The 24,564-nt window shown below is 66.5% G+C and carries 24 protein-coding genes and 1 pseudogene; 14 read left to right on the top strand and 11 right to left on the bottom strand.

Features of this window, described 5'->3' with window-relative positions; genetic code table 11:
- Window positions 1-50 precede the first annotated feature (50 nt).
- The 4 genes from LFT46_RS17570 (at window position 51) to LFT46_RS17555 (ending at window position 4,301) form a co-directional block, all read left to right on the top strand.
- Window positions 51-1,421: an MFS transporter gene (locus LFT46_RS17570; protein WP_236820513.1), complete on the top strand. Its 1,371-nt coding sequence runs from the start codon at window positions 51-53 to the stop codon at window positions 1,419-1,421.
- A gap of 87 nt (window positions 1,422-1,508) precedes the next feature.
- A complete protein-coding gene (locus tag LFT46_RS17565; protein WP_236820512.1) occupies window positions 1,509-2,765 on the top strand; it encodes an aminopeptidase P family protein in 1,257 nt (418 codons plus the stop codon).
- A gap of 87 nt (window positions 2,766-2,852) precedes the next feature.
- Complete coding sequence (locus tag LFT46_RS17560) at window positions 2,853-3,689, top strand: IclR family transcriptional regulator (RefSeq protein ID WP_442863656.1); 837 nt, start codon at window positions 2,853-2,855, stop codon at window positions 3,687-3,689.
- A gap of 48 nt (window positions 3,690-3,737) precedes the next feature.
- The gene (locus LFT46_RS17555) at window positions 3,738-4,301 is read left to right on the top strand and encodes a dihydrofolate reductase family protein (RefSeq protein WP_236820510.1); all 564 of its coding nucleotides are present in this window, start codon (window positions 3,738-3,740) and stop codon (window positions 4,299-4,301) included.
- 54 nt (window positions 4,302-4,355) lie between these two features.
- Here the strand turns inward: LFT46_RS17555 and LFT46_RS17550 are convergent, their stop codons facing one another.
- Both LFT46_RS17550 and LFT46_RS17545 read right to left on the bottom strand, forming a co-directional pair.
- On the bottom strand, window positions 4,356-4,943 hold the full coding sequence (locus LFT46_RS17550) for a DinB family protein (protein ID WP_236820509.1): 588 nt from the start codon (window positions 4,941-4,943) through the stop codon (window positions 4,356-4,358).
- Window positions 4,944-5,004: 61 nt separating this feature from the next.
- Complete coding sequence (locus LFT46_RS17545) at window positions 5,005-6,621, bottom strand: PucR family transcriptional regulator (protein ID WP_236820508.1); 1,617 nt, start codon at window positions 6,619-6,621, stop codon at window positions 5,005-5,007.
- Window positions 6,622-6,727: 106 nt separating this feature from the next.
- Here LFT46_RS17545 and LFT46_RS17540 point away from each other — a divergent pair, with 106 nt between their 5' ends.
- The 3 genes from LFT46_RS17540 to LFT46_RS17530 are packed head-to-tail and all read left to right on the top strand — an operon-like array spanning window position 6,728 to window position 10,535.
- Entirely contained in the window at window positions 6,728-8,260 is a 1,533-nt protein-coding gene (locus tag LFT46_RS17540) for a purine-cytosine permease family protein (RefSeq protein WP_236820507.1), read from the top strand.
- 57 nt (window positions 8,261-8,317) lie between these two features.
- The gene (locus LFT46_RS17535) at window positions 8,318-9,265 is read left to right on the top strand and encodes a polysaccharide deacetylase family protein (protein ID WP_236799694.1); all 948 of its coding nucleotides are present in this window, start codon (window positions 8,318-8,320) and stop codon (window positions 9,263-9,265) included.
- Window positions 9,266-9,308: 43 nt separating this feature from the next.
- Complete coding sequence (locus LFT46_RS17530; protein WP_236820506.1) at window positions 9,309-10,535, top strand: amidohydrolase; 1,227 nt, start codon at window positions 9,309-9,311, stop codon at window positions 10,533-10,535.
- Here the strand turns inward: LFT46_RS17530 and LFT46_RS17525 are convergent.
- Window positions 10,532-11,368, bottom strand: coding sequence for a helix-turn-helix transcriptional regulator (locus tag LFT46_RS17525; protein ID WP_236799692.1), 837 nt, complete (start codon window positions 11,366-11,368; stop codon window positions 10,532-10,534). The genes LFT46_RS17530 and LFT46_RS17525 overlap by 4 nt on opposite strands.
- A gap of 85 nt (window positions 11,369-11,453) precedes the next feature.
- Here LFT46_RS17525 and ilvD point away from each other — a divergent pair, with 85 nt between their 5' ends.
- Complete coding sequence (ilvD, locus tag LFT46_RS17520; RefSeq protein WP_236820505.1) at window positions 11,454-13,313, top strand: dihydroxy-acid dehydratase; 1,860 nt, start codon at window positions 11,454-11,456, stop codon at window positions 13,311-13,313.
- Between the two features lie 66 nt (window positions 13,314-13,379).
- Here ilvD and LFT46_RS17515 read toward each other — a convergent pair whose 3' ends face one another.
- Window positions 13,380-13,649 carry a hypothetical protein gene (locus tag LFT46_RS17515; RefSeq protein WP_236820504.1) on the bottom strand — a complete coding sequence of 90 codons (270 nt, stop codon included), beginning with the start codon at window positions 13,647-13,649 and terminating at the stop codon, window positions 13,380-13,382.
- Here LFT46_RS17515 and LFT46_RS17510 point away from each other — a divergent pair.
- The 5 genes from LFT46_RS17510 to LFT46_RS17490 all read left to right on the top strand — a co-directional run bounded on the left by LFT46_RS17510 (window position 13,648) and on the right by LFT46_RS17490 (window position 17,689).
- Complete coding sequence (locus LFT46_RS17510) at window positions 13,648-14,166, top strand: hypothetical protein (RefSeq protein ID WP_236820503.1); 519 nt, start codon at window positions 13,648-13,650, stop codon at window positions 14,164-14,166. The two genes, LFT46_RS17515 and LFT46_RS17510, sit on opposite strands and share 2 nt — an antisense overlap.
- An 80-nt stretch (window positions 14,167-14,246) precedes the next feature.
- A complete protein-coding gene (locus tag LFT46_RS17505) occupies window positions 14,247-15,065 on the top strand; it encodes an oxygenase MpaB family protein (protein ID WP_236799689.1) in 819 nt (272 codons plus the stop codon).
- Window positions 15,058-15,954 (top strand): DUF817 domain-containing protein, encoded by an 897-nt coding sequence (locus tag LFT46_RS17500; RefSeq protein ID WP_236820502.1) that lies wholly within the window; start codon window positions 15,058-15,060, stop codon window positions 15,952-15,954. The genes LFT46_RS17505 and LFT46_RS17500 overlap by 8 nt, the downstream gene beginning before the upstream one ends.
- A gap of 61 nt (window positions 15,955-16,015) precedes the next feature.
- Window positions 16,016-17,281 carry an MFS transporter gene (locus tag LFT46_RS17495; RefSeq protein ID WP_236820501.1) on the top strand — a complete coding sequence of 422 codons (1,266 nt, stop codon included), beginning with the start codon at window positions 16,016-16,018 and terminating at the stop codon, window positions 17,279-17,281.
- A 12-nt stretch (window positions 17,282-17,293) separates the two neighbouring features.
- Window positions 17,294-17,689: a (R)-mandelonitrile lyase gene (locus LFT46_RS17490; RefSeq protein WP_236820500.1), complete on the top strand. Its 396-nt coding sequence runs from the start codon at window positions 17,294-17,296 to the stop codon at window positions 17,687-17,689.
- A 76-nt stretch (window positions 17,690-17,765) separates the two neighbouring features.
- On the opposite strand, the gene LFT46_RS17485 is transcribed toward LFT46_RS17490, so the two are convergent.
- The 7 genes and pseudogenes from LFT46_RS17485 to LFT46_RS17460 all read right to left on the bottom strand — a co-directional run bounded on the left by LFT46_RS17485 (window position 17,766) and on the right by LFT46_RS17460 (window position 23,728).
- Window positions 17,766-18,188, bottom strand: a complete 423-nt coding sequence (locus tag LFT46_RS17485) for a universal stress protein (protein ID WP_236799685.1) — start codon at window positions 18,186-18,188, stop codon at window positions 17,766-17,768.
- A 100-nt stretch (window positions 18,189-18,288) separates the two neighbouring features.
- Entirely contained in the window at window positions 18,289-18,840 is a 552-nt protein-coding gene (locus LFT46_RS21300) for a hypothetical protein (protein ID WP_336885535.1), read from the bottom strand.
- Window positions 18,783-19,622: an NtaA/DmoA family FMN-dependent monooxygenase gene (locus LFT46_RS21295; protein ID WP_336885534.1), complete on the bottom strand. Its 840-nt coding sequence runs from the start codon at window positions 19,620-19,622 to the stop codon at window positions 18,783-18,785. Before LFT46_RS21295 ends, LFT46_RS21300 begins: the two co-directional genes overlap by 58 nt.
- Window positions 19,622-21,000 (bottom strand): annotated as a pseudogene (locus LFT46_RS17475) (LLM class flavin-dependent oxidoreductase). The gene LFT46_RS21295 and the pseudogene LFT46_RS17475 overlap by 1 nt, the downstream one beginning before the upstream one ends.
- Before the next feature lie 18 nt (window positions 21,001-21,018).
- Window positions 21,019-21,780, bottom strand: a complete 762-nt coding sequence (locus tag LFT46_RS17470) for an ABC transporter ATP-binding protein (protein WP_236820499.1) — start codon at window positions 21,778-21,780, stop codon at window positions 21,019-21,021.
- On the bottom strand, window positions 21,756-22,610 hold the full coding sequence (locus LFT46_RS17465) for an ABC transporter permease (RefSeq protein WP_236799682.1): 855 nt from the start codon (window positions 22,608-22,610) through the stop codon (window positions 21,756-21,758). Before LFT46_RS17465 ends, LFT46_RS17470 begins: the two co-directional genes overlap by 25 nt.
- Window positions 22,607-23,728: an ABC transporter substrate-binding protein gene (locus LFT46_RS17460; RefSeq protein WP_236820498.1), complete on the bottom strand. Its 1,122-nt coding sequence runs from the start codon at window positions 23,726-23,728 to the stop codon at window positions 22,607-22,609. The genes LFT46_RS17465 and LFT46_RS17460 overlap by 4 nt, the downstream gene beginning before the upstream one ends.
- 403 nt (window positions 23,729-24,131) lie before the next feature.
- On the opposite strand from LFT46_RS17460, the gene LFT46_RS17455 reads away from it, so the two are divergent.
- Window positions 24,132-24,539: a VOC family protein gene (locus LFT46_RS17455; protein WP_236799680.1), complete on the top strand. Its 408-nt coding sequence runs from the start codon at window positions 24,132-24,134 to the stop codon at window positions 24,537-24,539.
- The last annotated feature ends 25 nt before the right edge of the window (window positions 24,540-24,564 follow it).

The following is a 24,564-nucleotide window of genomic DNA, read 5'->3' as shown; positions in this document are numbered from 1 at the left end:
AACAACCACGTTGCAAGTAATGCAACTCCAACTTTTCAATTGGTGGTTTCATGAGTACCCAACAAAACTCACCCCGGGCCGGAATCGTTGCCGCTGACGCCAACGGTCCCGCCCGGGCTGGCGATGCTGCGGACAGTACCGTTGCCAGCAAGGACGTCCGACGGCGGGTGGTCACCGCGAGCTTCATCGGCAACTTCGTCGAATGGTTCGACTACGCCGTGTACGGTTACCTGGCAGCAGTCATCTCCTCGGTGTTCTTTCCCGAAGCGGACCGGCAGACCGCGCTCCTGGCAACCTTCGCAGTCTTTGCCATTTCCTTCTTCGTCCGTCCCTTGGGCGGCTTCTTCTGGGGCCACATTGGTGACAAGCTGGGCCGCCGCAAAGCGCTGTCCCTCTCCATCGTCATCATGTCCGTCTCCACCTTCTGCATCGCACTCATCCCCGGCTACGGCACCATCGGCATGCTGGCCCCGATCCTGCTGCTCCTGGTCCGCGTGGTCCAGGGATTTTCGGCCGCAGGGGAGTACGCCGGAGCCTCGGCCTTCTTGGTGGAATACGCACCGGCCAACCGCCGCGGCCTCTATGCCGCCGTCGTTCCGGCCAGCACCGCTGCTGGCCTGCTCCTGGGCTCACTGATCGCGGCACTCCTCAGCTCGGTGCTCAGCACCGAACAGCTGCACGACTGGGGCTGGCGGCTGCCGTTCCTCCTGGCAGCCCCCATGGGCCTGATCGGGCGCTACATCCGCACCAAGCTGGAGGACACCCCGGCCTTCCGCGCCCTGGCCGACCAGGAGGAAAACGCCCCCAAGGCTCCCGCGCTGGACATGTTCCGGACGTACCGCAAGCAGCTGGTCATCGCGTGCGGCGCGGTGCTGCTCAACGCCGTCGGCTTCTACGTCATCCTCAGCTACATGCCCACCTACCTGTCCGAGGAACTGGGCTTTGGACCCACCGAGTCCTTCCTGGCCACCACCATCGCCCTGGCCAGCTACATCGGCTTCATCTTCCTGACCGGCATCGCCTCGGACCGGTTCGGCCGGAAGCGCATGCTCATCACCGCCTCGGTGCTCTTCATGGTCCTGACCGTCCCTGCCTTCATGCTGCTGGACACCGGCAACTTCCTGGTGATCGTCCTGGTCCAGATCCTGCTGGGCGGCATGCTCACCCTGAATGACGGGACCCTGCCCAGCTTCCTGGCCGAACTGTTCCCCACCAAGGTCCGGTACAGCGGCTTCGCCGTCAGCTTCAACCTCTCCAACGCGCTCTTCGGCGGCACCGCACCGTTCATGGCCACCCTCCTGATCGGCATGACCCAGAGCAAGCTGGCGCCCGGCTGGTACCTGGTGGCCGCGTCCGCAGTGTCCCTTGTGGCCGTGCTGTTCGCCGCCGAGACTTCCCGGAAACCCCTCAAGCACCTCTGACCAAGAGGTCTTCCCAAGACCAACCTCATCACGCAAACCAACACCGGCTGCAGCAGCTGCCGGCACCCATTAGAAAGGCACACCTTCGTGACTATCACCGCTGACAACGCGTCCTCCATTGCCGAACTCGAGCGCCTCAAGGTCCTGCACATCGGCTCCAAGGGCAAGCTGACGTTCTCCGACGCGGAGTTCGAGCGCCGCCTGGGCGGCCTGCGCCAGATCATGGCCGCCAAGGACCTGGACGCCGTCATCCTCACCAGCTACCACGGCATCAAGTACTACTCCGACTTCCTGTACACCACGTTCGGCCGCAACTACGCCCTGGTGGTCACCGCCGACGACTCGGTCACCGTCACCGCCAACATCGACGCCGGCATGCCCTGGCGCACTTCCTACGGCGAAAACATCGTCTACACCGACTGGCGCCGGGACAACTTCTACTTCGGCCTGCAGGAAGCGCTGCGCCAGCGCGGCGTCAAGGCCAACCGGATCGGCGTCGAGGATGACTTCCTCCCGGGCTTGACCCGCGAAAAGATCGCCGCCGCCTTCCCGGGCGCCCAGCTCCTGGACGTGTCCCAGGACGCCATGCGCCAGCGCATGATCAAGTCCGCCGAGGAAATCGAAGTCATCAAGCACGGCGCCCGCATCGGAGACCTGGGCGGCGAGGCCATCCGCAACGCCATCCGCGAAGGCATCAGCGAGTACGAGGTTGCCCTGATTGGCACCGAGGCCATGGTGCACGAGATCGCCAGGACCTTCCCGCACCGCGAGGTCCGGGACACCTGGGTGTGGTTCCAGTCCGGCATCAACACCGACGGCGCGCACAACTGGGCCACCACCCGGAAGCTGCAGCAGGGAGACATCCTCTCGCTCAACTGCTTCCCCATGACTTCCGGCTACTACACCGCCCTGGAGCGCACCCTCTTCCTGGGCCAGCCGGACGAGCGCTCACTGGAGCTGTGGAACATCAACGTGGAGGTGCACCGCCGGGGCCTGGAACTCATCAAGCCCGGCGCCGTCTGCAAGGACATCGCCGCGGAGCTCAACGAGATCTACATCAGCCACGGCCTGCTGGCCAACCGCACCTTCGGTTACGGCCACTCCTTCGGCGTCCTCAGCCACTACTACGGCCGCGAAGCCGGCCTGGAGCTGCGCGAGGACATCGACACCGTCCTGGAACCGGGCATGGTGGTGTCCATGGAGCCCATGATCACGGTTGCGGACGGCCTGCCCGGCGCCGGCGGCTACCGCGAGCACGACATCCTGGTCATCGGCGAGGACAACTCTGTCGAGAACATCACCAAGTTCCCGTTCGGTCCTGAGCACAACATCATCGAGGCATAACCCACTGAACAGCCAGAGCGGCGCCGTGGACTGAGCAGCTCAGGCCACGGCGCCGCTTTCGGCGTCCGCCGCCAACGATAGGGAAAGATGGTATCCACCATGACTCCTGCAAAGACCCCCGACAGCAACGGCAACGGAAGCGGCACCAACGGCGGGCCGGACGCGAAGGGCGCCTCCGTCGTCGTCAATGCCATCGCCGTCCTGCGCACCTTCACCGCGGATGAGCCGCTGCTGGGCGTTACGGAAATCGCCAACCGGGTGGGCATGCACAAGAGCAGCGTGTCCCGGATCCTCGCCACCTTCGAGCAGGAAAACCTGGTGGAACGGGACCCGGAGACCAAGCGCTTCCGGCTGGGCCTGGGGCTCATCGCCGTCGCCGGGCCGCTGCTCGCCGAGATGGAGGAACGCCGGGTGGCCTACCCGGTCCTGCGGCAGTTGACGGAGCAGACCGGGGAAACCAGCGCGCTCATGCTGTGGAACGGCGACGAAGCCATCTGCGTGGAACAGATCGCCAGCCACCACCAGATCAAGCACACCACCCCGCTGGGCGCGCGCTACCGGGACGCCATGAGCGCGTCCGTCCAGGTCTTCCTGTCCACCCTGCCGGCAGAGCGGGTGCGGGAGCTGCTGAGGAGTGGCACCATCACTTTTCCAGGCATGGACGACGCCGGCCTTGCCGCCTACGGGGCCCGGCTCCAGGATGTTGTGCGGCGGGGGTGGGCGGGCAACTACGGGGAATCGTCCATGGACGAGGTGGGCGTGGCAGCGCCCGTCCGCGACCACCGCGGCGACGTGGTGGCGGCCGTGTTGATCCCGGCACCCCGGTTCCGGGTATCCAAGGAGCAATTCGAGAGCCTGGGCGAGGCCTGTGTGACCGCCGCAGCGAAGGTAACCACACGGCTGGGCGGGCGGACGGCAAGCTGACCTCGGCAGGTCTGTACAACTAGCCGTGGCCCACGGGAGACTGGCGCCATGCGCAAACTGGCCTTTGGCATGAACGTGAGCCTGGACGGTTACATCGCCGCGCCCGGCGACGACATCGCCTGGAGCACACCGAGTGACGAACTGTTCCAATGGTGGTCCGACCGGGTGGGGGCGACCGGCCTGGCGCTGTATGGGCGCAAACTTTGGGAGACGATGAGCTCCCACTGGCCTACCGCGGATCAGCAGCCTGACGCCACACCGGCACAGGTCGAGTTCGCCCATCGCTGGCGCGATATGCCGAAGGTGGTTTTCTCTTCGACGATCAGCGCGGTCGACTGGAACGCCCGTTTGGTCTCGAGCGATGCGGTTGCCGAGATCACCCGGCTCAAGGACGGCGACGGCGGTCCCATGGATATCGGCGGCGCCACACTCGCCGCGGCGGCTATGCGGGCTGGACTGATTGACGAGTATGCGGTGGTCACCCATCCGGTCCTGGTAGGCGGCGGCACACCGTTCTTCACAGCCCTGGACAACTGGGTGAACCTGGCCCTGGTGGAGACCCGCACGTTTCCCGGCGGTGTGGTCCTAACGAGGTACGAGGCCAGGCGTTGAGCCGTACGACAACCGCGTCCACGAGTCTGTATAGCTGTAAAACCGGACGATGCCTTAGGTGCCGTCGGCTAGCTTTTTCATTCGCAGACGCTGCTCTTCCCACTGATCGGGCGTGAGGTCTGGAATGTTCGGCGCGGATGGGCGCCAACCGATGAAACCGTCCAACTGCTCGCGCACGATGTCCAGGTGTCCGGCATGACGGTGAGACTCGGCGATCATATGCACCAGAAGGCGTTCGACCGTAGTGTGCCGATGCTTTACCCACCACTGCACCACGGCCGGTGAATCCAGCTCCATTTCGTCGAGCACTGCATCCGCCGCGACGTTTGTCTCCCGATAGACCTTAACCGTATCGATCAGCGTCATATTCGGCGGCGGGAGGAAGTCTGCCTGAGGGTCCTCGGCGTCGATAACGCCCCGGATAATGGGGTTCTCAATTTTGCGTCCAAGACATGAAATGAAGTACTGGGATTCGGTGACGGCCAGGTGGAGCAGTAGGCCCATGACATGGGTGCCTGTCGGAGTAAGGGGAGTACGTGCCTGGGCATCACTCAGGCCCTCACATTTCCACAGGATTGCTTCGCGGGCATCGTTCAGATATTCACGAAGCTGTGCACCTCTGTCATTTCTATCGATTGGCATGAACTGAACGTTATGTCCTTTTTAGAAGCTGACTGCACAACCTTCCGCAGACTTCCTGGTTTCACGGCAGCCCGGCCACCCGGGCCGCCAGGTGCAGTGCCGCCAGCCGGCCCGTGCCGCGCGGATCGCCCCCACACAACTCGAAAATCCGCTGCAGCCGGTGGTGCATTGACTGCCGTTCCAGATGCAGTTCGCGGGCAGACTGCGCCGTGTTGCAGCCGGAGTCCAGCCACACCTGCAGGGTCTCCAACAATTGGGACTGCCGCTGCGCATCATGCTCCAGCACGGCCCGCAGCTGCCGGTTGACGAACGCGTCACGGGCTGAGGCATCGAGGCAGGTCAGGGCGAGGCTTTCAACGGCGGTGTCCTGGGCATCAACCACCACCAGGCCGCGCGCCGGAAACCGCCTGCGCGCCGAGGCATTGCGCCGCCGGATCTGTCGCACGTCCAGGGCACGGCGCGCCTCCGCCAGCGACCAGGCCGCCTCCGCAACACGGCCTACCGGCGGTCCCAGGGCTATCACGGCATCATGGTCGCCCTCCAGCCCCCGCAGGGATTCCAGAAGCTCCCGCCGCTCGCCCGGGGGCTCGGTGCAGGGCAAACCGATCATCACCACCAGCTCTGCGTCGTCCAGGTAAGCGGCGCACGGAATCCTGCGCGAGCTCAGGAAGCTTTCGACGGCCCCACGCAGCTCCTGCGGCGCCGCAGCATGAATGGCCGCCACCACGGCCGGGGAGTCTGTCGGAAAGCCGGCACCTGGAGCAAGTTGTTCAAGCCGCCACTCGGGAGCGGAATTGAGCACTGCGCGCATCAGTTCAGCACCTGCCAGGGCATGCAGCCCGGGAGGCGTATGCTGCAGCAGGGCCAGGCCCAGGATGTCGACTGCGCGTTCCCCGGCCACCTGTGCCAGTGCCGTGTCGGCTACCTCCGGCACCAGCACCTCCAACCGGCCCATGAGGACGCCGCGCACGGGGATGTCCACGCTGAGCACTCTTCCAGCAGGAGTCCCGCCGAAGTTGGCATCCCCGCCCGGCCCGGAGCCGGCGTCGTCCGCTGCTCCTTCCTCGGCCGCCCCGGCCGCGCCATCCGCACTAACCTCGCTGCTCCACCCCTCCGGCACCGCGCTCCCCATGGTGACGCCCCACGGGGAGGTGAGCTTCACGGCGGAACCGGTGATCCCCGCCAGCACGGCCAGGATCTTGTCCAGCGAGGCGCCGTGGGCCAGCTCCGAAGCCATGGCGCGGGTGGCGGCATCCGCTTGCTGAAGGTGGCCCACCGACTCGCTCACCAGCATGGAGTTGATGGCCTGCATGACGCCCACAAAGGGCACCACCTTGCGCAGCTCCACCACTGGCAGGCCGAACTCCTCAGCCTTCTGCAGCATGTCGGCAGGAATCTCCGGCAGTGCGCCGCCGGTCTCGATGGCCAGCGCGGCAATGCCGCGCTGCGCCAGTTCGCGGACATACTCCTCGCGTTTGGCGGGCGTGGCGGTGGCAAGTGTGATGCCGCCGCAGAGCAGCAGCTCGCCGCCGCGGAGCAGGGGAGCGATGTCCAGCACCTCGCTGGAGTGGACCCAGCGGACCGGCTGGCTATCCGCGGCTACCCCAAGGGGATGGACCACGGGGTCTGCGGCGGCGAGCGCGGGATGGGCGAGTATTTCGCCAAGAAACACTGACACGACATTCCGTAACGTAGTAGGAGAATCTATTCGACAGATCGTATCTTGTCCCTTGTGATGGGGGCCACATAGCCTTTTGGTACTTATCCACCTCACGGAGGCCCCCATGCAAGAAAAGCTTTCAACAGCCACGCACGGCCAACCTGCCCAGGCACCCGAGGACCACAACGCCGTGGACCACGAAGCCTGGCTGCAGCCCATTCCCGAATCAGCGAGAACACGCAAGGTATCCGGCCAGTTCTGGATCTGGGCGGGCGCCAACCTGGCGCCCATCAACTGGGTGCTGGGGGCACTCGGGATCCAGCTGGGACTCGGACTCGCGGACACCATCACCGTCCTGGTGCTGGGCAACCTGATCGGCATGCTGCTCTTCGGCTGCTTCGTCCTCCTGGGACAAAAGACCGGAGCCACCGGCATGGTCCTGGCCCGGGCGGCGTTCGGCCGGCGTGGCAACTACCTGCCGGCCGCCATCCAGGCCCTGCTGGTCATCGGCTGGTGCGCGGTGAACACGTGGATCATCCTGGACCTGGTCATGGCACTCTTCGGAACCCTCGGCTGGGTTGACCCGGAAGCACCCAACTACGGCTGGAAGATCGGCGTCGCCACCTTCATCATGGCCCTCCAGGTGGCCATCGCCTGGTTCGGCTACAAAGCCATCGCCGCCTTCGAAAAATGGACCGTTCCGCCCACCATCCTCATCCTGGCCGTCATGTCCGCCGTCGCCTGGTTCGGCATGGACATCGACTGGAGCTACGCCGGCCCGGCCGGCGCCATCCTGGAAGGCTCCGAAAGGATCGCCGCCATGAGCGCCGTGATGACCGCCATCGGCATCGGGTGGGGCATCACCTGGTTCACCTACGCCGCTGACTACTCCCGGTTCGTCAGCACCAGCGTCCCCAAGAAAAAGGTCTACTTGGCCTCAGTGCTGGGCCAGTTCATCCCCGTGGTGTGGCTCGGCGTCCTGGGTGCCAGCCTGGCCACCAACAGCGGCGAGATCGATCCCGGCAAACTCATCGTCCTGAACTTCGGCGCCATGGCGCTGCCCGTACTGCTCATGGTGCTCCACGGCCCCATTGCCACCAACATCCTGAACATCTACACCTTCTCAGTGGCCACCCAGGCTTTGGACATCTCCATCAGCCGCCGCAAGCTCAACCTGTTCGTCGGCGTCTTCTCACTCGCCGCCGTCGTCTTCTTCATCTTCCAGGAAGACTTCGCCGCGGTGCTCGACGCCTGGCTGATCGGCCTGGTGGCCTGGGTGGCCGCCTGGGGCGGGATCATGCTGGTCCACTACTTCTGGCTGGACAAGCGCTGGCCGGGTGCGCCGGAGCGCCTGTTCGACGGCGTTGGCACCAAGCGACTGCCCGTCGTCAACTGGGCGGGAGTCATCTCCCTCGTGGCCGGGATTTTCGCGACGTGGCTGTTCATGTACGGCCTGATCCCCATCATGCAGGGCCCCATTGCGGTGGCCCTGGGCGGCTGGGACCTGTCCTGGCTGGCCGGCGGACTGACCAGCGCCGGGGTGTACGCCATCCTTGGGCCGCGCCAGCACATCCGCTACCTCGCCCTGGAGCCCCGCATTCAAGCTGAAGCAAAGAGCCCGGCGGCGGACACCACTCCCGCCCTTCCTGCCCTCTGATCCCTTCCCCTCCCTGAACCTGGCGGGCGCACTGCGCCCGCCAGAAAGGATTTTCCCGTGAACCAGCCCGCCATTGCGGACGCCCTGCACAGCATCACCTGGCCCAACGGTGCCAAGGCCGCCGCGTCCTTCACCTTCGACGTCGATGCCGAATCCTGCACCATCGCCCACGATCCCACCAGCACCCGGCGCATGTCGCTGATGACCCACCAGTCCTACGGCCCCAAGATCGCGGTGCCGCGGCTGCTGAAGATCCTGGAGCGCCAGGACATCAAGGCCACGTTTTTCATCCCCGGCTTCACCGCAGAGTCCTACCCTGATGTGGTGCGCCGGATCGTGGCCGACGGACACGAGGTGGCCCACCACGGCTACCTCCATGAACCCATGCAGGGCATCAGCGCCGCCACCGAGGCCAGCTACATCGACCGCGGCCTGGAGGCCCTGGCAAAGGTGGCCGGGATTCGGCCCGTGGGCTACCGGGCACCGTGGTGGGAGCTGAACTGGCACTCGCCGGGCCTGCTGGCGGACCGCGGCTTCCTCTACGATTCCAGCCTGCTCGACGGCGACGCCCCCTACCGCTTCGCCGTCGCCGCCGATGATCCCAGGGACCTCGTGGAGATTCCCGTGGACTGGACCCTGGACGACTGGGAACAGTACGCCTTCTACCCCGGCGTGACCGGCAGCGGCGTGATCGAGAGCCCGGCCAAGGTGCTGGAAATGTGGACGCTTGAAGCCGAGGCACACCACTCCCAGGGAAGCTGCTTCGTGCTGACCAACCACCCGTTCATCTCCGGCCGGCCGTCCAAGGCTGTGGCCCTGGAGCAGCTGATCGAGCGGGTGAAGAGCATGGACGGCATGTGGGTGACCACGATGGAACAGATCGCCTTGCACACCAGGGCCACCGTGAACGAGGTCCACACCCACGCCCGGATCGACGTGCCGGTATTCCCGGGCGCGGGTGCACAGTTTCAGCCGGCCGTGGTGCGGCAGGGGGTGCTGGCCTAGAGTGGCCGAAGAGGCCGGCGCCGCCGGCCGGGAGGAGCTCCGCATGGACGTCAGGGACAGCAGCTTCGAGCTTGAACTGGCATGGCAGGTACCGCTCTACGAGCAGATCCACCGGAACCCCGAGCTTGGCCTTGCCGAACACGCAACATCCGCGGCCGTCGCGGCGAAGCTGGCCGGCTGGGGCTTTGACGTCCGGCACTTCGGCGGTACCGGCGTCGTAGGCGTTCTTGCCAACGGCGCCGGTCCCTGCGTCCTGGCCCGGGCGGACATGGACGCCCTCCCCGTCACCGAGGCCACCGGCGCATCGTACGCCTCCGCCGTTCCAGGGGTGATGCACGCCTGCGCGCACGACATGCACGTGGTGGCCCTGCTGGGCGCGGCAAAGTACCTCGCTGACCACCGGGACACTTGGCAGGGCACCTACGTTGCCCTGTTCCAGCCGGCGGAGGAGACGGCAGCGGGTTCCCAGGCAATGCTCGACGACGGCCTGGCCGCCGGAATCCCGCGGCCGGACATTGCGCTGGCCCAGCACGTCATGCCCACCGAGGCGGGAACCATCGGCACCACGCCGGGACCCGTGCTGTCCGCCGGCGATTCCCTCCGGATCACCGTCCACGGCCGCGGAGCCCATGGATCCATGCCACACAAGGCGGTGGATCCCGTGGTGCTGGCCGCCTCGATCGTCCTTCGCTTGCAGACCGTGGTGTCCAGGGAAACCACGCCGGGGGAGTTCGCCGTGCTGACCGTTGGATCGGTGAACGCCGGGGCCACCGCCAACATCATCCCGGACCGCGCCGAACTGCTGCTCAACCTGCGGACCTACAGTATGGCGACCCGGAGCCAGATGATTGCAGCCATCGAACGCATTGTCCGCGGCGAGTGCGCTGCGGCTGGCTCGCCGCAGGAACCCGGGTTCGAGTACTACGACCAGTACCCGCTGACCAGCAACGATCCGGAGGCCAACACCCGGGTCACCGCGGCCTTCACCAGGTCCTTCGGGTCGGATGCCGTCTACCGCACCGCCCCGCAGACGGCGTCCGAGGATTTCAGTCGCATCCCCGACGCTTTCGGGAGTCCCTACGTGTACTGGATTGTCGGTTCCGTTCCCCGGGACCTTTACCGCCGGGCCGTGGAAGCGGGGACTGTGGACACGGACATTCCGGCCAACCACTCGCCGTTCTTCCTGCCGGCCGTGGACCCCACCCTGCGCATGGCCACGCAAGCACAGGCCACCGCGGCCTTGGCTTACCTTGGCACCGGCGCCGGTTAGCCGGCGGCAGCCATCAGGGACTGCATCTGCGCGGCGGCGTCGCTGCCGGGGGCCGGCGTGTAGACCACGATGTGCAGGTCCGGCCGGTCCGACGGGGACACCTGGTGGTGCTCCAGCTGCAGCACCCCCACCGCGGGGTGGTGGAAGAGGCGCTCGCGGGATTCAAAGCCCAGGATGTCGTAGAGGTCCCAGCCCTGCCGGAACTCCGGGCTCGCTTCCTTGAGCCGCTCCACCTGGTACTGGATGTCGGGATCGCCCAGCCGCTGCCCGGTCTCGGCCCGGAACTCGGCAAGGAACCTCTTGCTGGTGGTTTCCCAGTCGGGGAGCAGGTCCCGGACATAGGGGTCCGTGAACACCAGCCACAGCAGGTTCCGGTCCGCCGGCGTCACGGTGTCGATGTTGGGGTAGAGAGCTGCGTAGGCCCTGTTCCACCCGGCCACGCCCCAGTCCGGGAACAAGGCGAAAGCCGGATTGGGATCCAGCGCATCCATCAGTCTTTGGATGTGGGGCGGTGCCGTATCGGCGGCGGGGCTGGCGGGAGCGGCCGACGCGTATCCGCCAAGGGACAGCACATAGCCAAGGCCTGTACTTGAAAGGTGCAGTGCGCGGCTGACCGCTTCCAGGACCTGGCGGGACGGGCTAATGTCGCGGCCCTGTTCAAGCCACGTGTACCAGGTCACGCTGACGCCGGACAGGAAGGCAACCTCTTCACGCCGCAACCCCCGCTCACGGCTGCGGCCAATCGGGGGCAGGCCATAGTCGGCCCGCAGCGCCTGGTCGCGCCGGGCCCGCAGGAAGAGGCCAAGTTCTTTGCGCCGCCCGGGATCATTCACCCGTAAATACTATTACTCTGGTACTCCCACTACTAGGAGCAGCGCTGTCTTCCGCGTCACTCCCCGACCAAGCAGGATGGTACACATGCCTGCACTCCGCTCTAAAACAGTCACCCACGGCCGCAACATGGCCGGCGCCCGCGCACTGCTGCGCGCCTCCGGCGTCGCCAACTCGGATATCGGCAAGCCGATCATTGCCGTGGCCAACAGCTTCACCGAATTCGTCCCCGGCCACACCCACCTCGCCCCCGTGGGAAGGATCGTCTCCGACGCGATCCTCGCCGCCGGCGCCGTGCCGCGGGAGTTCAACACCATTGCCGTGGACGACGGCATCGCCATGGGCCACTCCGGCATGCTCTACTCGCTGCCGTCCCGCGACCTGATCGCCGACTCCGTGGAATACATGGTCAACGCCCACTGCGCCGACGCCCTGGTCTGCATCTCCAACTGCGACAAGATCACTCCCGGCATGCTCATGGCCGCGCTGCGCCTGAACATTCCCGTGGTGTTTGTCTCCGGCGGCCCCATGGAAGCCGGCCGCGTGACCCTGACCGACGGCTCCGTGCGCTCCCTGGACCTGGTGAACGCGATCGCCGACGCCGTGGACGAGTCCATCTCCGACGCCGACATCAACCTCATCGAAGAGAACGCCTGCCCCACCTGTGGATCCTGCTCCGGCATGTTCACCGCCAACTCGATGAACTGCCTCACCGAGGCCATCGGCCTGTCCCTGCCCGGCAACGGCTCCGTGCTGGCCACCCACACCGCCCGCAAGGCGCTGTACGAGAAGGCCGGCGCCACCGTCGTCGACCTGGTGAAGCGCTATTACGACGGCGACGACGACTCCGTGCTGCCGCGCTCCATCGCCACGGCCAAGGCGTTCGACAACGCCATGGCCCTGGACATCTCGATGGGCGGCTCCACCAACACCATCCTGCACCTGCTGGCCGCAGCCCAGGAGGCTGGTGTGGACTATGGACTGGCCGAGATGGACGCCAAGTCCCGCCAGGTCCCTTGCCTGGCAAAGGTGGCGCCGAACGTTGCCAAGGACAAGACCTACTACATGGAGGATGTGCACCGCGCCGGCGGCATCCCTGCGCTGCTCGGCGAGCTGAACCGCGGCGGCCTCCTGCACAAGGACGTCCACTCCGTGCACTCCGCCGACCTCGACGGCTGGCTGGATGACTGGGACATCCGCGGCGGCAAGGCCACGGAGGAAGCCAAGGCCCTCTGGCACGCGGCCCCCGGCGGGGTCCGCTCCTCCACCGCTTTCTCCCAGTCGAACGAATGGACCTCCCTGGACACCGACGCCGCAGGAGGCTGCATCCGCTCCGTGGAACACGCCTACTCCAAGGACGGCGGCCTGGCCGTGCTCCGCGGCAACGTGGCCGTCGACGGCGCCGTCGTGAAGACCGCAGGCGTGGATGAGTCCATCTGGACGTTCTCCGGCCCGGCCGTGGTGTGCGAGTCCCAGGACGAGGCCGTGGAAAAGATCCTGAACAAGTCCATTAAGGAAGGCGACGTGGTGGTCATCCGCTACGAGGGCCCCAAGGGCGGACCGGGCATGCAGGAAATGCTGTACCCGACGTCGTTCCTCAAGGGCCGCGGCCTGGGCAAGAAGTGCGCCCTCATCACGGACGGCCGCTTCTCCGGCGGTACCTCCGGCCTGTCCATCGGGCACATCTCCCCGGAAGCTGCCTCCGGCGGCGCCATCGCCCTGGTGGAGGACGGCGACATCATCAGCATCAACATCAGCGAGCGCTCCCTGCAGTTGGAGGTCTCCGATGAGATCCTTGCTGAACGCCGCGAGAAGCTGCTGATCAACGGCGGCTACAAGCCCAAGGACCGGGACCGCCAGGTGTCTGCCGCGCTGCGTGCGTACGCCGCGATGGCCACGTCCGCGGACAAGGGGGCTGTCCGGGACGTGTCGCTGCTGGAGCAGTGACTCCTTCCCCGGGTGGGGGAGGGCAGGTCCTCCGGCCCTCCTCCACCCGGGGGAACCGCGCCACACTTAAGGGGTCAACGTCAGGCCCAAGGAGGGTGTGGTGCGCAGGTTCGTGGCAGCCCTTGTACCCGTAGCCCTTTTCCTTGCCGCGTGTGCGCCGCAGTTGGGAAGCCAACAGCCCACTGCTTCAGCTTCCGGCCCTGCCAGTACCTCCGCGATGGCGCCGAGCGCGCCGGCCGCGCCAACGCCGTCGAGCGTTCCCCCTGCGCAGGTTCCGACGGCGCCCGGCAACGCCGGGGAAAGATGGACCACGTTTACGACGGCGGATGGCACCATGGCGTTCGACCTCCCCGACGCCTGGAGCGTCAAGGATCCGGCGGGGGAACTGGCCGAAGGCGGCGGGGCGTTTGCGGAGGTGCGGAACCAGGCCGGCAAGGTGATGGCGACGCTGCGGACCAACATGGCCACGGGATCCACGTGCACCGAGAGGTTCCCCTATGAGGTCCTGGACAGCGCAGACCTCCCCGTACTGGCCCAGGGCGGCGTGGTGCCACACTTCATTTTCGAGACGAGGGGCAACGCTGCCATCCCCGGTCCGCCCTACACCCCGGCGGCCGGCTACGGCATCACGTCGGGCCCGATGCCAGGCGGCCCCGACGCCTGCCCCATCTTCCAGTTCTTCACATGGCCGCCGAACAGTGCCATGTTCGGCGCGTTCTACGACCCGGCCAACAACGCCACGCCGGGGGACCCGTCGCTGCCTTATCTGGAGCAGGCAAGGAAGTACCGGGATACGGCCGAGTACGCGCACATCAGGAAGATGATCATCTCGCTGCGGCCTGTTGCCAAGTGACCCAGCTACCGGCACGGGCGAGCTACCACAACGGGCCGAAGGGCCCATCCGCTGTCATACCCCTCCGGTACTCTTTTCCCATGGTGCAGGGAGTTGCCGATTACCGGGCAGAAGGCATAATGCTCGCCGGGGCGGGACGCGCCATCCTGCTGCAGCTTGCCAACCCTGCCATCGGCCGCGGCGTCGCGGCACACAGTACCTTCACGCAACGCCCGGTTAACCGGCTCAAGGGCACGCTCACGTACGTCTACGCCATCACCTACGGAAACGATGAGCAGGTGAGGGAAGTCCGGCGCAGGGTGAACCGGGCCCATGTACCCGTCCGCCGCGGTGCCGACGAATCGTCCGCCGGCTACAACGCCTTCGATCCGGCGCTGCAGCTGTGGGTGGCAGCAACTCTTTACGACACAGCGCTCACCATCATCGAGAAGATTCACGGCCCGCTCGACGACGAGACCGCCGATGCGATGTACCAGGACTATGCGCGGATCGGTACCGCCCTTCAGCTTCCGCCGGGGATGTGGCCGAAAGACAGGGCGGCCTTCCGCCACTACTGGGAGGAGCAAGTGTCTGCCCTCCGCGCTGAGGAAGAGGGCGTCCGCGTTGGACGGGGCCTGCTGTTTCCCAGGCGTACGGCCCTTTGGTACCGCGCCATCATGCCACCGGCCCGGTTCCTCACGGCCGGGCTCCTTCCCGCCCAGCTACGGCAGGACTTTGGCCTGGAATGGAGCGATCGCCACCAGCGCAGGTACGACCGGTCCTGGCGCGTTATTGCCGTGGCCTACCCCAGGCTTCCGCGCGGCATCAGGCACTGGTTCAAGGACTACTGCCTGGCAGAGCTCGAAAAAGATTTGCGCAGGAACCGCCAGCCAAGCCGGCACCAGGGGATCAGTGCGTAATTCAACTTCAGTTGAGCAGCGGATCGACGAACGGGCCCGCCGCTTCCTGGCCGCGGCCCCCGCCGGTGGTGCCAAAGCGAAGCTGACAGAGTTCGTTGTCTTCGCCCTCAAGCAGGGCTGGGCCTGCATCTTCGGCGCCGCGCTGCTGGCGGTGCTCATGGCGGCCAGGCTCTGGTACCCGGACCACGCCGGCCTGGCGCGCAATGATTTCCTGACCGTCGCCGCCGTCGTTATCCAGATCCTGATGGTGGCGTTCAGGCTGGAAACCCTGCGCGAGCTGCGGGTGATCGTCCTGTTCCATCTGGTGGGGACCGTGATGGAGCTGTTCAAGACCGATATGGGTTCCTGGTCCTACGAGGCCGAAGGCGTCCTGCGCATAGGTGCCGTGCCGCTCTTCAGCGGGTTCATGTACGCGGCCGTTGGCTCGTACATGGTGCGCGTCTACCGGCTCTTCGACCTCAGGTTCGCGGGCTATCCCCGCCGCTGGATCACGGCCATCCTGGCCTCCGCCATTTACGCCAACTTCTTCACCCACCACTACATCTGGGACCTGCGCTGGGTGCTGCTCGCCGCCGTCACGGTGGTGTTTGGCCGGTGCGTAATGCACTTCCGGGTATTCCGCCGGGAGTTCCGGATGCCTCTGGTGGTCGCGTTCCTGCTGGTGGCATTGTTCATCTGGCTCGCAGAAAACATCGCCACGTGGTCCGGCGCCTGGCTCTACCCCAGCCAGGTGGACGAATGGCACCCCGTCGGCCTGGAGAAACTGGTGGCCTGGTTCCTGCTGATGATCATCTCCGTGGTGCTGGTCGCCTGGGTCTACAAACCACAGCCGCCGGAAACAGACAACATACCGCGGCGGGAAGCTCCGTCAACGGCCGTGCTCCCCTAAGGAGGGTCTGGCAAAACCCGTTTCAGCAGGGCCCTCGCTACGACTTTGGCAGCGCGGTTTGATGGAAACCATGGCCCCCGAAGCAACAGTCACAAATATCAGTGCGCCCCAAAAACCCGACGGGCAGCACCCTGCGCACTGGGGCGGCGTGTATGCGATGTCGCTGTGCGTCTTCGCGCTGATCGCCTCCGAGTTCATGCCTGTAAGCCTGCTGACGCCAATGGCCGCCGAGCTCCAGGTCTCCGAAGGGATGGTGGGGCAGGGCATTGCGATCTCCGGCCTGTTTGCAGTCCTGACCAGCCTTTCGGTGGCCACGCTGGCCGGCAGCATGAACCGGAAGACCCTGCTGCTGGGACTGACCGGGCTCATGGCCCTCTCCGGTGCCCTCGTTGCGTTGGCTCCGGGATACCTGCTCTTCATGGTGGGCCGCGCCCTCATTGGCGTGGTGATTGGCGGGTTCTGGTCCATGTCCGCGGCAACTGCGATGCGGCTGGTGCCTGCCTCCAAGGTGCCCCGGGCCCTGGCGGTCTTCAATGGCGGCAATGCCCTCGCCACAGTCCTGGCCGCACCGCTGGGCAGCTATTTGGGCTCCATTATCGGCTGGCGCGGGGCATTCTTTTGCCTGGTCCCCGTGGCGCTGCTGGCACTCGTCTGGCAGTGGATCAGCCTTCCATCCATGCCGGGCGGGACACGTCCTGCGGGAACCGGGGGCATCTTCGCGGTTTTCCGGGAGCTCAAGAACAAACCCGTCGCCTGGGGGATGGCCGCCTGCGGGTCCTTCTTCATGGGGCAGTTCGTCCTGTTCACCTACATCCGCCCGTTCCTGGAGACGGTGACCCGCGTCGACGCGGCCACGGTATCCCTGGTTCTCCTGGTGATTGGTGCCGCGGGATTTGCGGGCACCCTGCTGATCGGCCGTTATTTGGGGAAGCGGCTGTACCGGACGCTGGTTGCCATCCCGGTGCTCATGGCGATCATCGCCGCCGCCCTCGTTCCTACCGGTGACTGGCTCGCCGCCGTCGTGGTTCTCCTGGGACTTTGGGGCCTGATGTCCACCTCCGCGCCGGTGGGGTGGTGGAGCTGGATCGCCAAGGCCATGCCGCACAACGCCGAGGCCGGTGGCGGATTGATGGTGGCCGTCATCCAGACCTCGATCGCCCTCGGTTCAACTCTGGGCGGAGTCCTGTTCGATTCTGCCGGCTACCGCGGCACCTTCCTGGCCGCTGCCGCAATCCTTGCGGCGGCGACCGTCCTGGCGTTCATGACGTCCCGCGTTACAGACCGAACTGCCGGGACATCCAACACACTGTCCAGCAACCCCGACTAACAGGAGGAGAACATGAAGTACACCAAAAGCGGCGGCCAGACCGGCGCCGGACCGGCGGAATGGTTCACCGGAACCGTGCAGATCGACGGCATCCGGAACCCTGACGAGCAGTCGGCCATCGGCTGTGCGCATGTGCGGTTCGCCCCCGGTGCCCGCACCGGTTGGCACCACCATCCCAAGGGCCAGACCCTCTACGTGACCGACGGGGTTGGGCTCGTGGCCCGGCGCGGCGGCGAAATCCAGGAGATTCGTCCCGGCGATGTGGTCTACATCGAGCCGGGCGAGGAGCACTGGCACGGGGCCACCCCGGAGCGGTTCATGGCACACATCGCCATGCAGGAGGCCGATGCGAATGGGCAGGTGGTCACGTGGCTCCACCACGTTACCGACGAGGAGTACGGCGCCTGACCCTTTCGCCGAAGAAAGCGGGCGGACGACGGCGGGAGGTCCCGCCGTCGTCCGCCCACCTTTGCTGCGCGGTAGGTCAGTCCTCGTAGGTGTTCGCGATGTAGACATCGCACGGGGCGTTGTGCGCCACGCTGTTGGCCACACTGCCCAGGAGCCGGCCGATGCCGCGCATCCTCCGGTTGCCCACCACGATCACGCGGGCATCCAGGCGGACGGCTTCCTTGATGAGGGAATCGGCCGGCTTGCCGCGTGCTGCGAAGTGCGTGATTTCCACTCCCGGATGCGATGCGGCCAGGGACTTGGCCACCATCTCCGAGCTGTCGGCGTTGGAGATCCGGACCTTGTCCGATCCCACGCCAAAGGTCTCCGCGTTTTCAATTTCAAAACCAGTCACCACGTGCAGTGACGCTCCCAGCGACTGGGCGAGGTCCAGCGCCACCTCCGCAGCCTTCCGTGCCGACTGGCTGGCATCCACACCTACAACAACTACATTGGCCATGCGCCCGCTCCTTCGTATAGTCCTGCTAAACGTCCATCTGTCAGTCTAGGGACTACCCGCGTGGAGCCTCTTGTACTCACACGGCGCTGTGTCAGGAAAATCAATGCACCGCAGCCCCGACCCTGTCTGCCTTCTTCGCATACTGGCTGTTGGGCCGGTCGAGGCCGAAGTGCTCCCGCAAAGTCCGGCCCGTGTACTCGGTGCGGAACAATCCGCGGGCCTGGAGGATGGGAACCACCTCATCAGCGAACGCCTCAAAGCCCCCGGGCAGCCACGGCGGCATGATGTTGAATCCGTCCGCGGCGCCGCCCCCGAACCAGCGCTGGATCTCGTCCGCCACCTGCACGGGGGTTCCGGCGAATACATAATGCCCGCGGGCGCCGGCGAACCGGTGCAGCACCTGGCGGACCGTGAGGTTTTTGCGGCGGATGATGTCCAGCACCAGCTGGCTGCGGCTGCCTGCGTTGCCGGCCGCGGCCAGCAGATCCGGTGGGAATTGCCCGTCCAGCGGCACGCCGTCCAGGTCGATACCCAGCAGCTTCCGCAGGATGCCCAGCCCGTACTCCGGCTGGGTCAGTTCATCGAACTCCTGCTTCAACGCCCGGGCTTCGGCCTCCGTGGAGCCCAGGTAGGGGCTGATTCCGGGGAGCACCAGGAGGTGGCCTGGGTCGCGGCCGAACGCCGCCGCCTGCTCCTTGATGTCGGAGTAAAAGAGGCCAGGGACTGGTGCGCGGTGAACACGGCTTCGGCGTGTTCGGCCGCGAAAGCCTTCCCGTCCGCAGAGGACCCGGCCTGGACGAAGACCGGACGGCCCTGCGGGGACCGCGGGGTGTTGAGCGGACCCGCCACCCGGAAGTACTTGCCCTCATGGCCGATTTTGTGGATCAGGGACGGGTCGGCGAAAAGTCCGCTGCCGGCGTCGGCCACCACGGCGCCGTCCTCCCAGCTGTCCCACAACTTGCCAACCACGCGGACGAACTCGTCGGCCCGGGAGTAGCGTTCAGCGTGCGGTGGGTGTTCATCCAGTCCGAAGTTCTGCGCCGCACGCTCCGCGCCGGTGGTCACGATGTTCCAGCCTGCGCGGCCCTTGCTGAGGTGGTCCAGTGAGGCGAACAGCCGGGCGGCGTTGTAAGGCTCCAGGTAGGTGGTGCTGGCCGTGCCAATCAAGCCGATTCGTTCAGTGGCCACCGCGACGGCGGACAGCCACGTGAAGGGTTCGATCCGGAACCGGGTGGCGTACTGCACGTTGCTTTCCAGTGCCGGCCCGTCCGCGTAGAACACTGCATCCAGCTTGGCGGCCTCCGCCCGCTGCGCCAGCTCCTGGTAAAAACCGATGTCCAGCAGCCGGTCCGTCTGCGACTTCGGGTGCCGCCACGCAGCCTCGTGGTGGCCGCCCGGGTAGATGAAGAGGTTGAGCTTCAGCTGCCGGCCCATCAGAACGCCGACCCAATGGACGCCAACTCCGGCACCGCAGCACCCTCGTACTGGTTTTCCGGCCGGCCCAAACCGTAGTGCTCCCGCAGCGTTTTTCCGGCGTACCCGGTCCGGAACAGGCCTCGCTCCTGCAGGATGGGCACCACCTGGTCCACGAAGGTTTCCAAGCCGGACGGGAGCACCGGCGGCATGATGTTGAAGCCGTCCGCCGCGCCGCCGTCGAACCATTCCTGGATGGCGTCCGCCACCTGCACGGGGGTCCCCGTGAAGGTCCGGTGCCCGCGGCCGCCGCCCAGCCGGCCGATCAACTGGCGGACAGTGAGCTGCTCGCGGCGGGCCAGCTGCACGATGAGCGTATAGCGGCTCTTGGCTCCTTCTATCTCGTCCTCGCTGGGCAGGTCTTCCGGCAGCTGGCGGTCCAACGGCAGGTCCTCGGGGTCCACGCGAAGAGTCCTGGCAAGCTGGATCCGCGCGTACTCGGGTTTAATCAGGCGGTCCAACTCCCGCTCGAGCTCCAGTGCCTCTTCCACGGTGGCGCCGATGACCGGCACAATTCCCGGGAGGATCTTGATGGTTTCCGGGTCCCGCCCGGCGGAAGCGGTGCGGGCCTTCAGGTCGCGGTAGAACTCCTGCGCGTCCGCGAGGGTCTGGTGGGCGGTGAAGACGGCGTCGGCGTACTTCGCGGCCAGGTCCTTGCCGTCTTCCGACGATCCCGCCTGCACGATCAGCGGGTGTCCCTGTGGGGAACGCGGAACGTTGAGCGGGCCGCGGACCTTGAAGTGTTTGCCTTGGTGGTCGATGGTGCGGATTTTTTCCCCGTCGCCCCACACGCCCTCCGCCTTGTCCGCCAGCACGGCGTCGTCCTGCCAGCTGTCCCACAGCTTCTGCGCCACCTCGATGAATTCGGCAGCACGCTCGTACCGGACGGCGTGGGCGGGCTGGTCGTCCACGCCAAAGTTGCGTGCGGCGTCCGGGCCAGCAGTGGTCACCACGTTCCAGCCGGCCCGCCCGCTGCTGGCCCAGTCCACCGACGCGAAGCGGCGGGCCAGGTTGAAGGGTTCGTTGTAGGTGGTCGAGGCAGTGGCGATCAGCCCGATGCGCTCCGTCGCGCCGGCGATGGCGGTGAGCAACACCGTGGGTTCCAGTTTGCCGGCCGGGCGCCTGCCCACCTCGCCGAAGAGGACGGGGGAGTCGGCAAAGAAGATTGAGTCCAGCTTGCCGCGCTCGGCGGTACGTGCCAGCTGCTTGTAGTGCTCCACTCGGTGCTGGCCTGCGGGTCGCTCTCCGGCAGCCGCCACGATGCTTCATGGTGGCCCGTGCTCATGAGGAAGGCGTTGAGGTGGAGTTTGCGGTTTTTGGGCTGGCTATGGGAAGTCATGGGAGTCCTTTTCAGCTATCAGCGGCCGACGGCGGCCGGTTCAGGGGTGTGCGCGGGCTCGACGCCCAGCGCGGTGAGGAGGTCGCGGCGGAGGGCTTCATGCCCTGCGGCGTCCGCGGAAGAGCGGATTTCCGGCGACACCGGGCGGACGGTGGCGATGCGGCCGTGGTCCAGGACCACGATCCGGTCGGCCAGCGCGATGGCCTCGTCCACATCGTGGGTGACCAGCAGAACGGCGGGCCGGTGTGCGGCCACCAGGTCCTGGAGCAGGCCGTGCATCTTGATCCGGGTCAGCGCGTCAAGGGCGCCGAAGGGTTCGTCGGCCAGCAGCAGCTGCGGTTCGCGGACCAGGGACCGCGCCAGCGCCACGCGCTGCTGCTCGCCGCCGGAAAGCTGGTGCGGCCAGGCCTTTTCCCGCCCGGCGAGTCCCACCTCGGCGAGGGCCTTGCGGCCCCGGGCCTCGGCGTCGTGCTCCCGGATACCCAGGGTGACGTTGCCCAGCACGGTGTCCCAGGGCAGCAGCCGGGAGTCCTGGAAGACCACGGAGACGCGCTCAGGCACGCTGATCACGCCGCTGCCGCGGACGTCGTGATCCAGCCCGGCGAGGGCGCGCAGCAGGGTGCTCTTGCCGCAGCCGCTGGGGCCAAGGAGGGCCACGAATTCGCCCGGGTCGATGTCCAGGTCCACCCCGTTCAGAACGCCTTTCGGGCCGAAACCGCGGATGAGGTCCCGGACGGAAACTGCGGAGGCGGTGGTCAGCCCGCCAGGGTGCGCTGCCATGAAAGGGCCTTTCGTTCGATGAAGCGGACAATGCCGTCGGAGAGCAGGCCAAGGATGCCGTAGACGGCCAGGCCCAGGACGATGATGTTTGTTTGGCCGTAGGTGCGGGCGAGCTCCATCATGTAGCCGATCCCGCTGGTGGCATTGATCTGTTCCACCACCACCAGGGATACCCAGGCGCCGGTGACCGCGAAGCGGAGGCCCAGGAAGAACCCGGGAAGCGCGCCGGGGAGGACCACCTTGCGGATGAAGCCGGCCCGGCTCAGGCCCACCGTCTGGGCGAGCTCCACGAAGCGCAGGTCGATCCCGCGCAGCCCTGCGTGGGTCTGCAGGTAGACCGGGACGAAGACGCCGAGGGTGATGGTGAGGACCTTCATGGTTTCGTCGATGCCGAACCAGAGGATGAGCAGCGGGATCAGGGCCAGGCCCGGGATGGCGCGCTTGATCTGCACCGGCCCGTCGATGAGCGCCTCACCCACCCGGCTCAGCCCGGACAGGAGCGCCAGGGCGGCGCCCACCAGGATGCCGAAGAACAAGCCCAGGCCGGCGCGCTGGGCGGAGATGGCCAGGTTTTCCTGCAGCTTGCCGTCCGCGATCAGTTCACCGGCGGTGGCCACCACAGTCCAGGGTTCGGACATGATCCTGGGGTCAAGGAGCCCCGTGGCGGAAAAGACTGTCCAGAGCAGCAGCAAAACGGACGGACCCACCCAGGCGAGCCGCCGTCGTCGTCCGGGCCCCAGCTTCTTGGCCGCGGGCCGGACGTCTTCCCGCCCGGACAGCACCGGGTCCTGGTGCGGCGCCACGGTGGTGCGCTCCAGTACGGCGCTCATGCCGCACCTGCCTTTCCGGCGGAAGCAAACGCAGTGCCGGCAATGGACTCGAAGCGGGTGTCATAGAGGTCTGCCGCCTTCAGTTGTGGCTTCTTCTGCTCGCGGGACAGGAGATCGACGGTTTCCTGATGCCGTTCGATCGCGTCGGTCCACGAGGTGGGCAGGTCGCGCTTGCCCGTTGCGTCGATCAGGTACTGGCCGTCCTCCCGGGACAGGCCCTGGTCCTTGACGTAGTAGCCCTCCAGCCACTCGGCCGGGTGGTCCTCGATCCAGCGCTGCGCCTTGCCCCACACCTTCGCATACGCGGCAAGGGCTGCCGCCTTCGCGGGATCGGCCAGGACCTTGGCGGGGGAATAGAGGAGGCTGGGATCATCCCGAAGGCCGTGGCGGAGGGTGGTGGCGCCGTCGGCCCTGTATTTGGCCAGGTACCGCTTGATCTGCACGCCGCCCAACGGAGCCGCGTCCACCTGCTTGCTGGCCAGGGCGGTGGCGTAGGCGTCCCCGGTGCTGGGCAGTTCCACCAGCTTGACGTCCTCCTGTTTGAGCCCGGCCTTGTCCAGGATCCGCAGGACCAGGGCACCCTGCGCCTGGCCCGGGCTGTAGGCCACCTTTTTGCCGCGCAGGTCCTCAAGCCGGCTGATGCCCGCTCCCGGTGCCACGCCGAGTTCGTAGATGGGGTGGTTCACCGCATCCTGCCGGTAGCCGGCCGCGATGACGCGCACGTCCAATCCGGTCCAGGTGGCGTGGATGGGCGGAATATCCGCCACGGAGCCCACGTCCAGGGCGTTGGCCCGGAAAGCTTCGGTGGTTTGCGGACCGCCGGAGATGTTGGCGAACTCCACGGTGAAGCCGTCAAGGTCCTTGATCAGGCCGGACAGTTCCAGTGCGACCTTGATGCTGGGATCGCCCACCTTGATGCTGGTCCCCGCGGGCACTGAGGCGGCCAATGGTTCCAGGGCGCTTTGGCTGTTGCGCTGGCTGCCTGCGGTTGCCGTTCCCCCGCAGGCAGCCAGCAAGCCGGCGCCGGGGACCGCCAGGAGAGCCACCAGGGCGCGGCGGCGGGTGAAGGACGGGGCTTGTTGGCGGGAGCGGGGCGGCGGGGATGACGGGAAGGACATGGTGTTCCTTTCGGGAAAGATTCCGGGTACGACGACGAGACCCGGGATGTGTGCCCGGGTGGACGTGCAAGGTGAGTGGGTCCGCCTTGAACGGCGGGGTGCGCGAGCTTGTGGGTGGTGCTTCGTGGTGCTGCATGCGGCCTGGCCGGTGCCGTGACAACACCTAAACACGGCCCGCCGGGCATTGGCCAGCGTCACGCAACGGACGCTAAACGCGGCGAAATGGCACTACTTATGGCGCCATCCGGAAGACAAATTGGGACCAACGAGGACAATCAGGGCAACCCGGCGCCATAAACCGCAACCCGGGCTCACGTGACTGGCCGTGCCGTGCAAGCAGGCCCTTGGCGACGGGAGAGGCTCCCCGGCCGCGGGCGGACCCCGGTGTCTGTAGGCTGGCGGAATGACCGCACCCCAGATCTACGTCAGCTTTCCCGGCACGGCGCGTGAGGCACTCGGATTCTATGCGTCCGTTTTCGGTGGTGAGCTTACCCTCCACACAAATGCGGAGTTCGGCCGGACGGATGGTGCCCCGGATGCGATAGCGCACGGCGAACTCAGCGGCGTTGTTGCCTTGGCGGGGTCGGACACGCCTCCGGGCGGGACGAGCGCCCGGTTTGAAGGCCTAATGCTCTCCTTGCTCGGTACCGCTGAGCCTGCAGTTCTCCACGACTGGTTCAACAAACTCAGCCTTGGCGGCCGGGTGGTTGACCCTCTTGCGGCCAAGCCTTGGGGCGCCTCTGATGGCCAGGTCATCGACCGCTACGGGCTCCACTGGCTCATTGGCTATGAGCCCGGCGCCGACGCTTAGTGCCAGCCCAAGGGCTGCGGGCCGG

It is taken from the genome of Arthrobacter sp. FW306-07-I (assembly GCF_021800405.1).
GTDB lineage: Bacteria > Actinomycetota > Actinomycetes > Actinomycetales > Micrococcaceae > Arthrobacter.
This window is presented reverse-complemented; position numbering and strand designations above follow the sequence as displayed.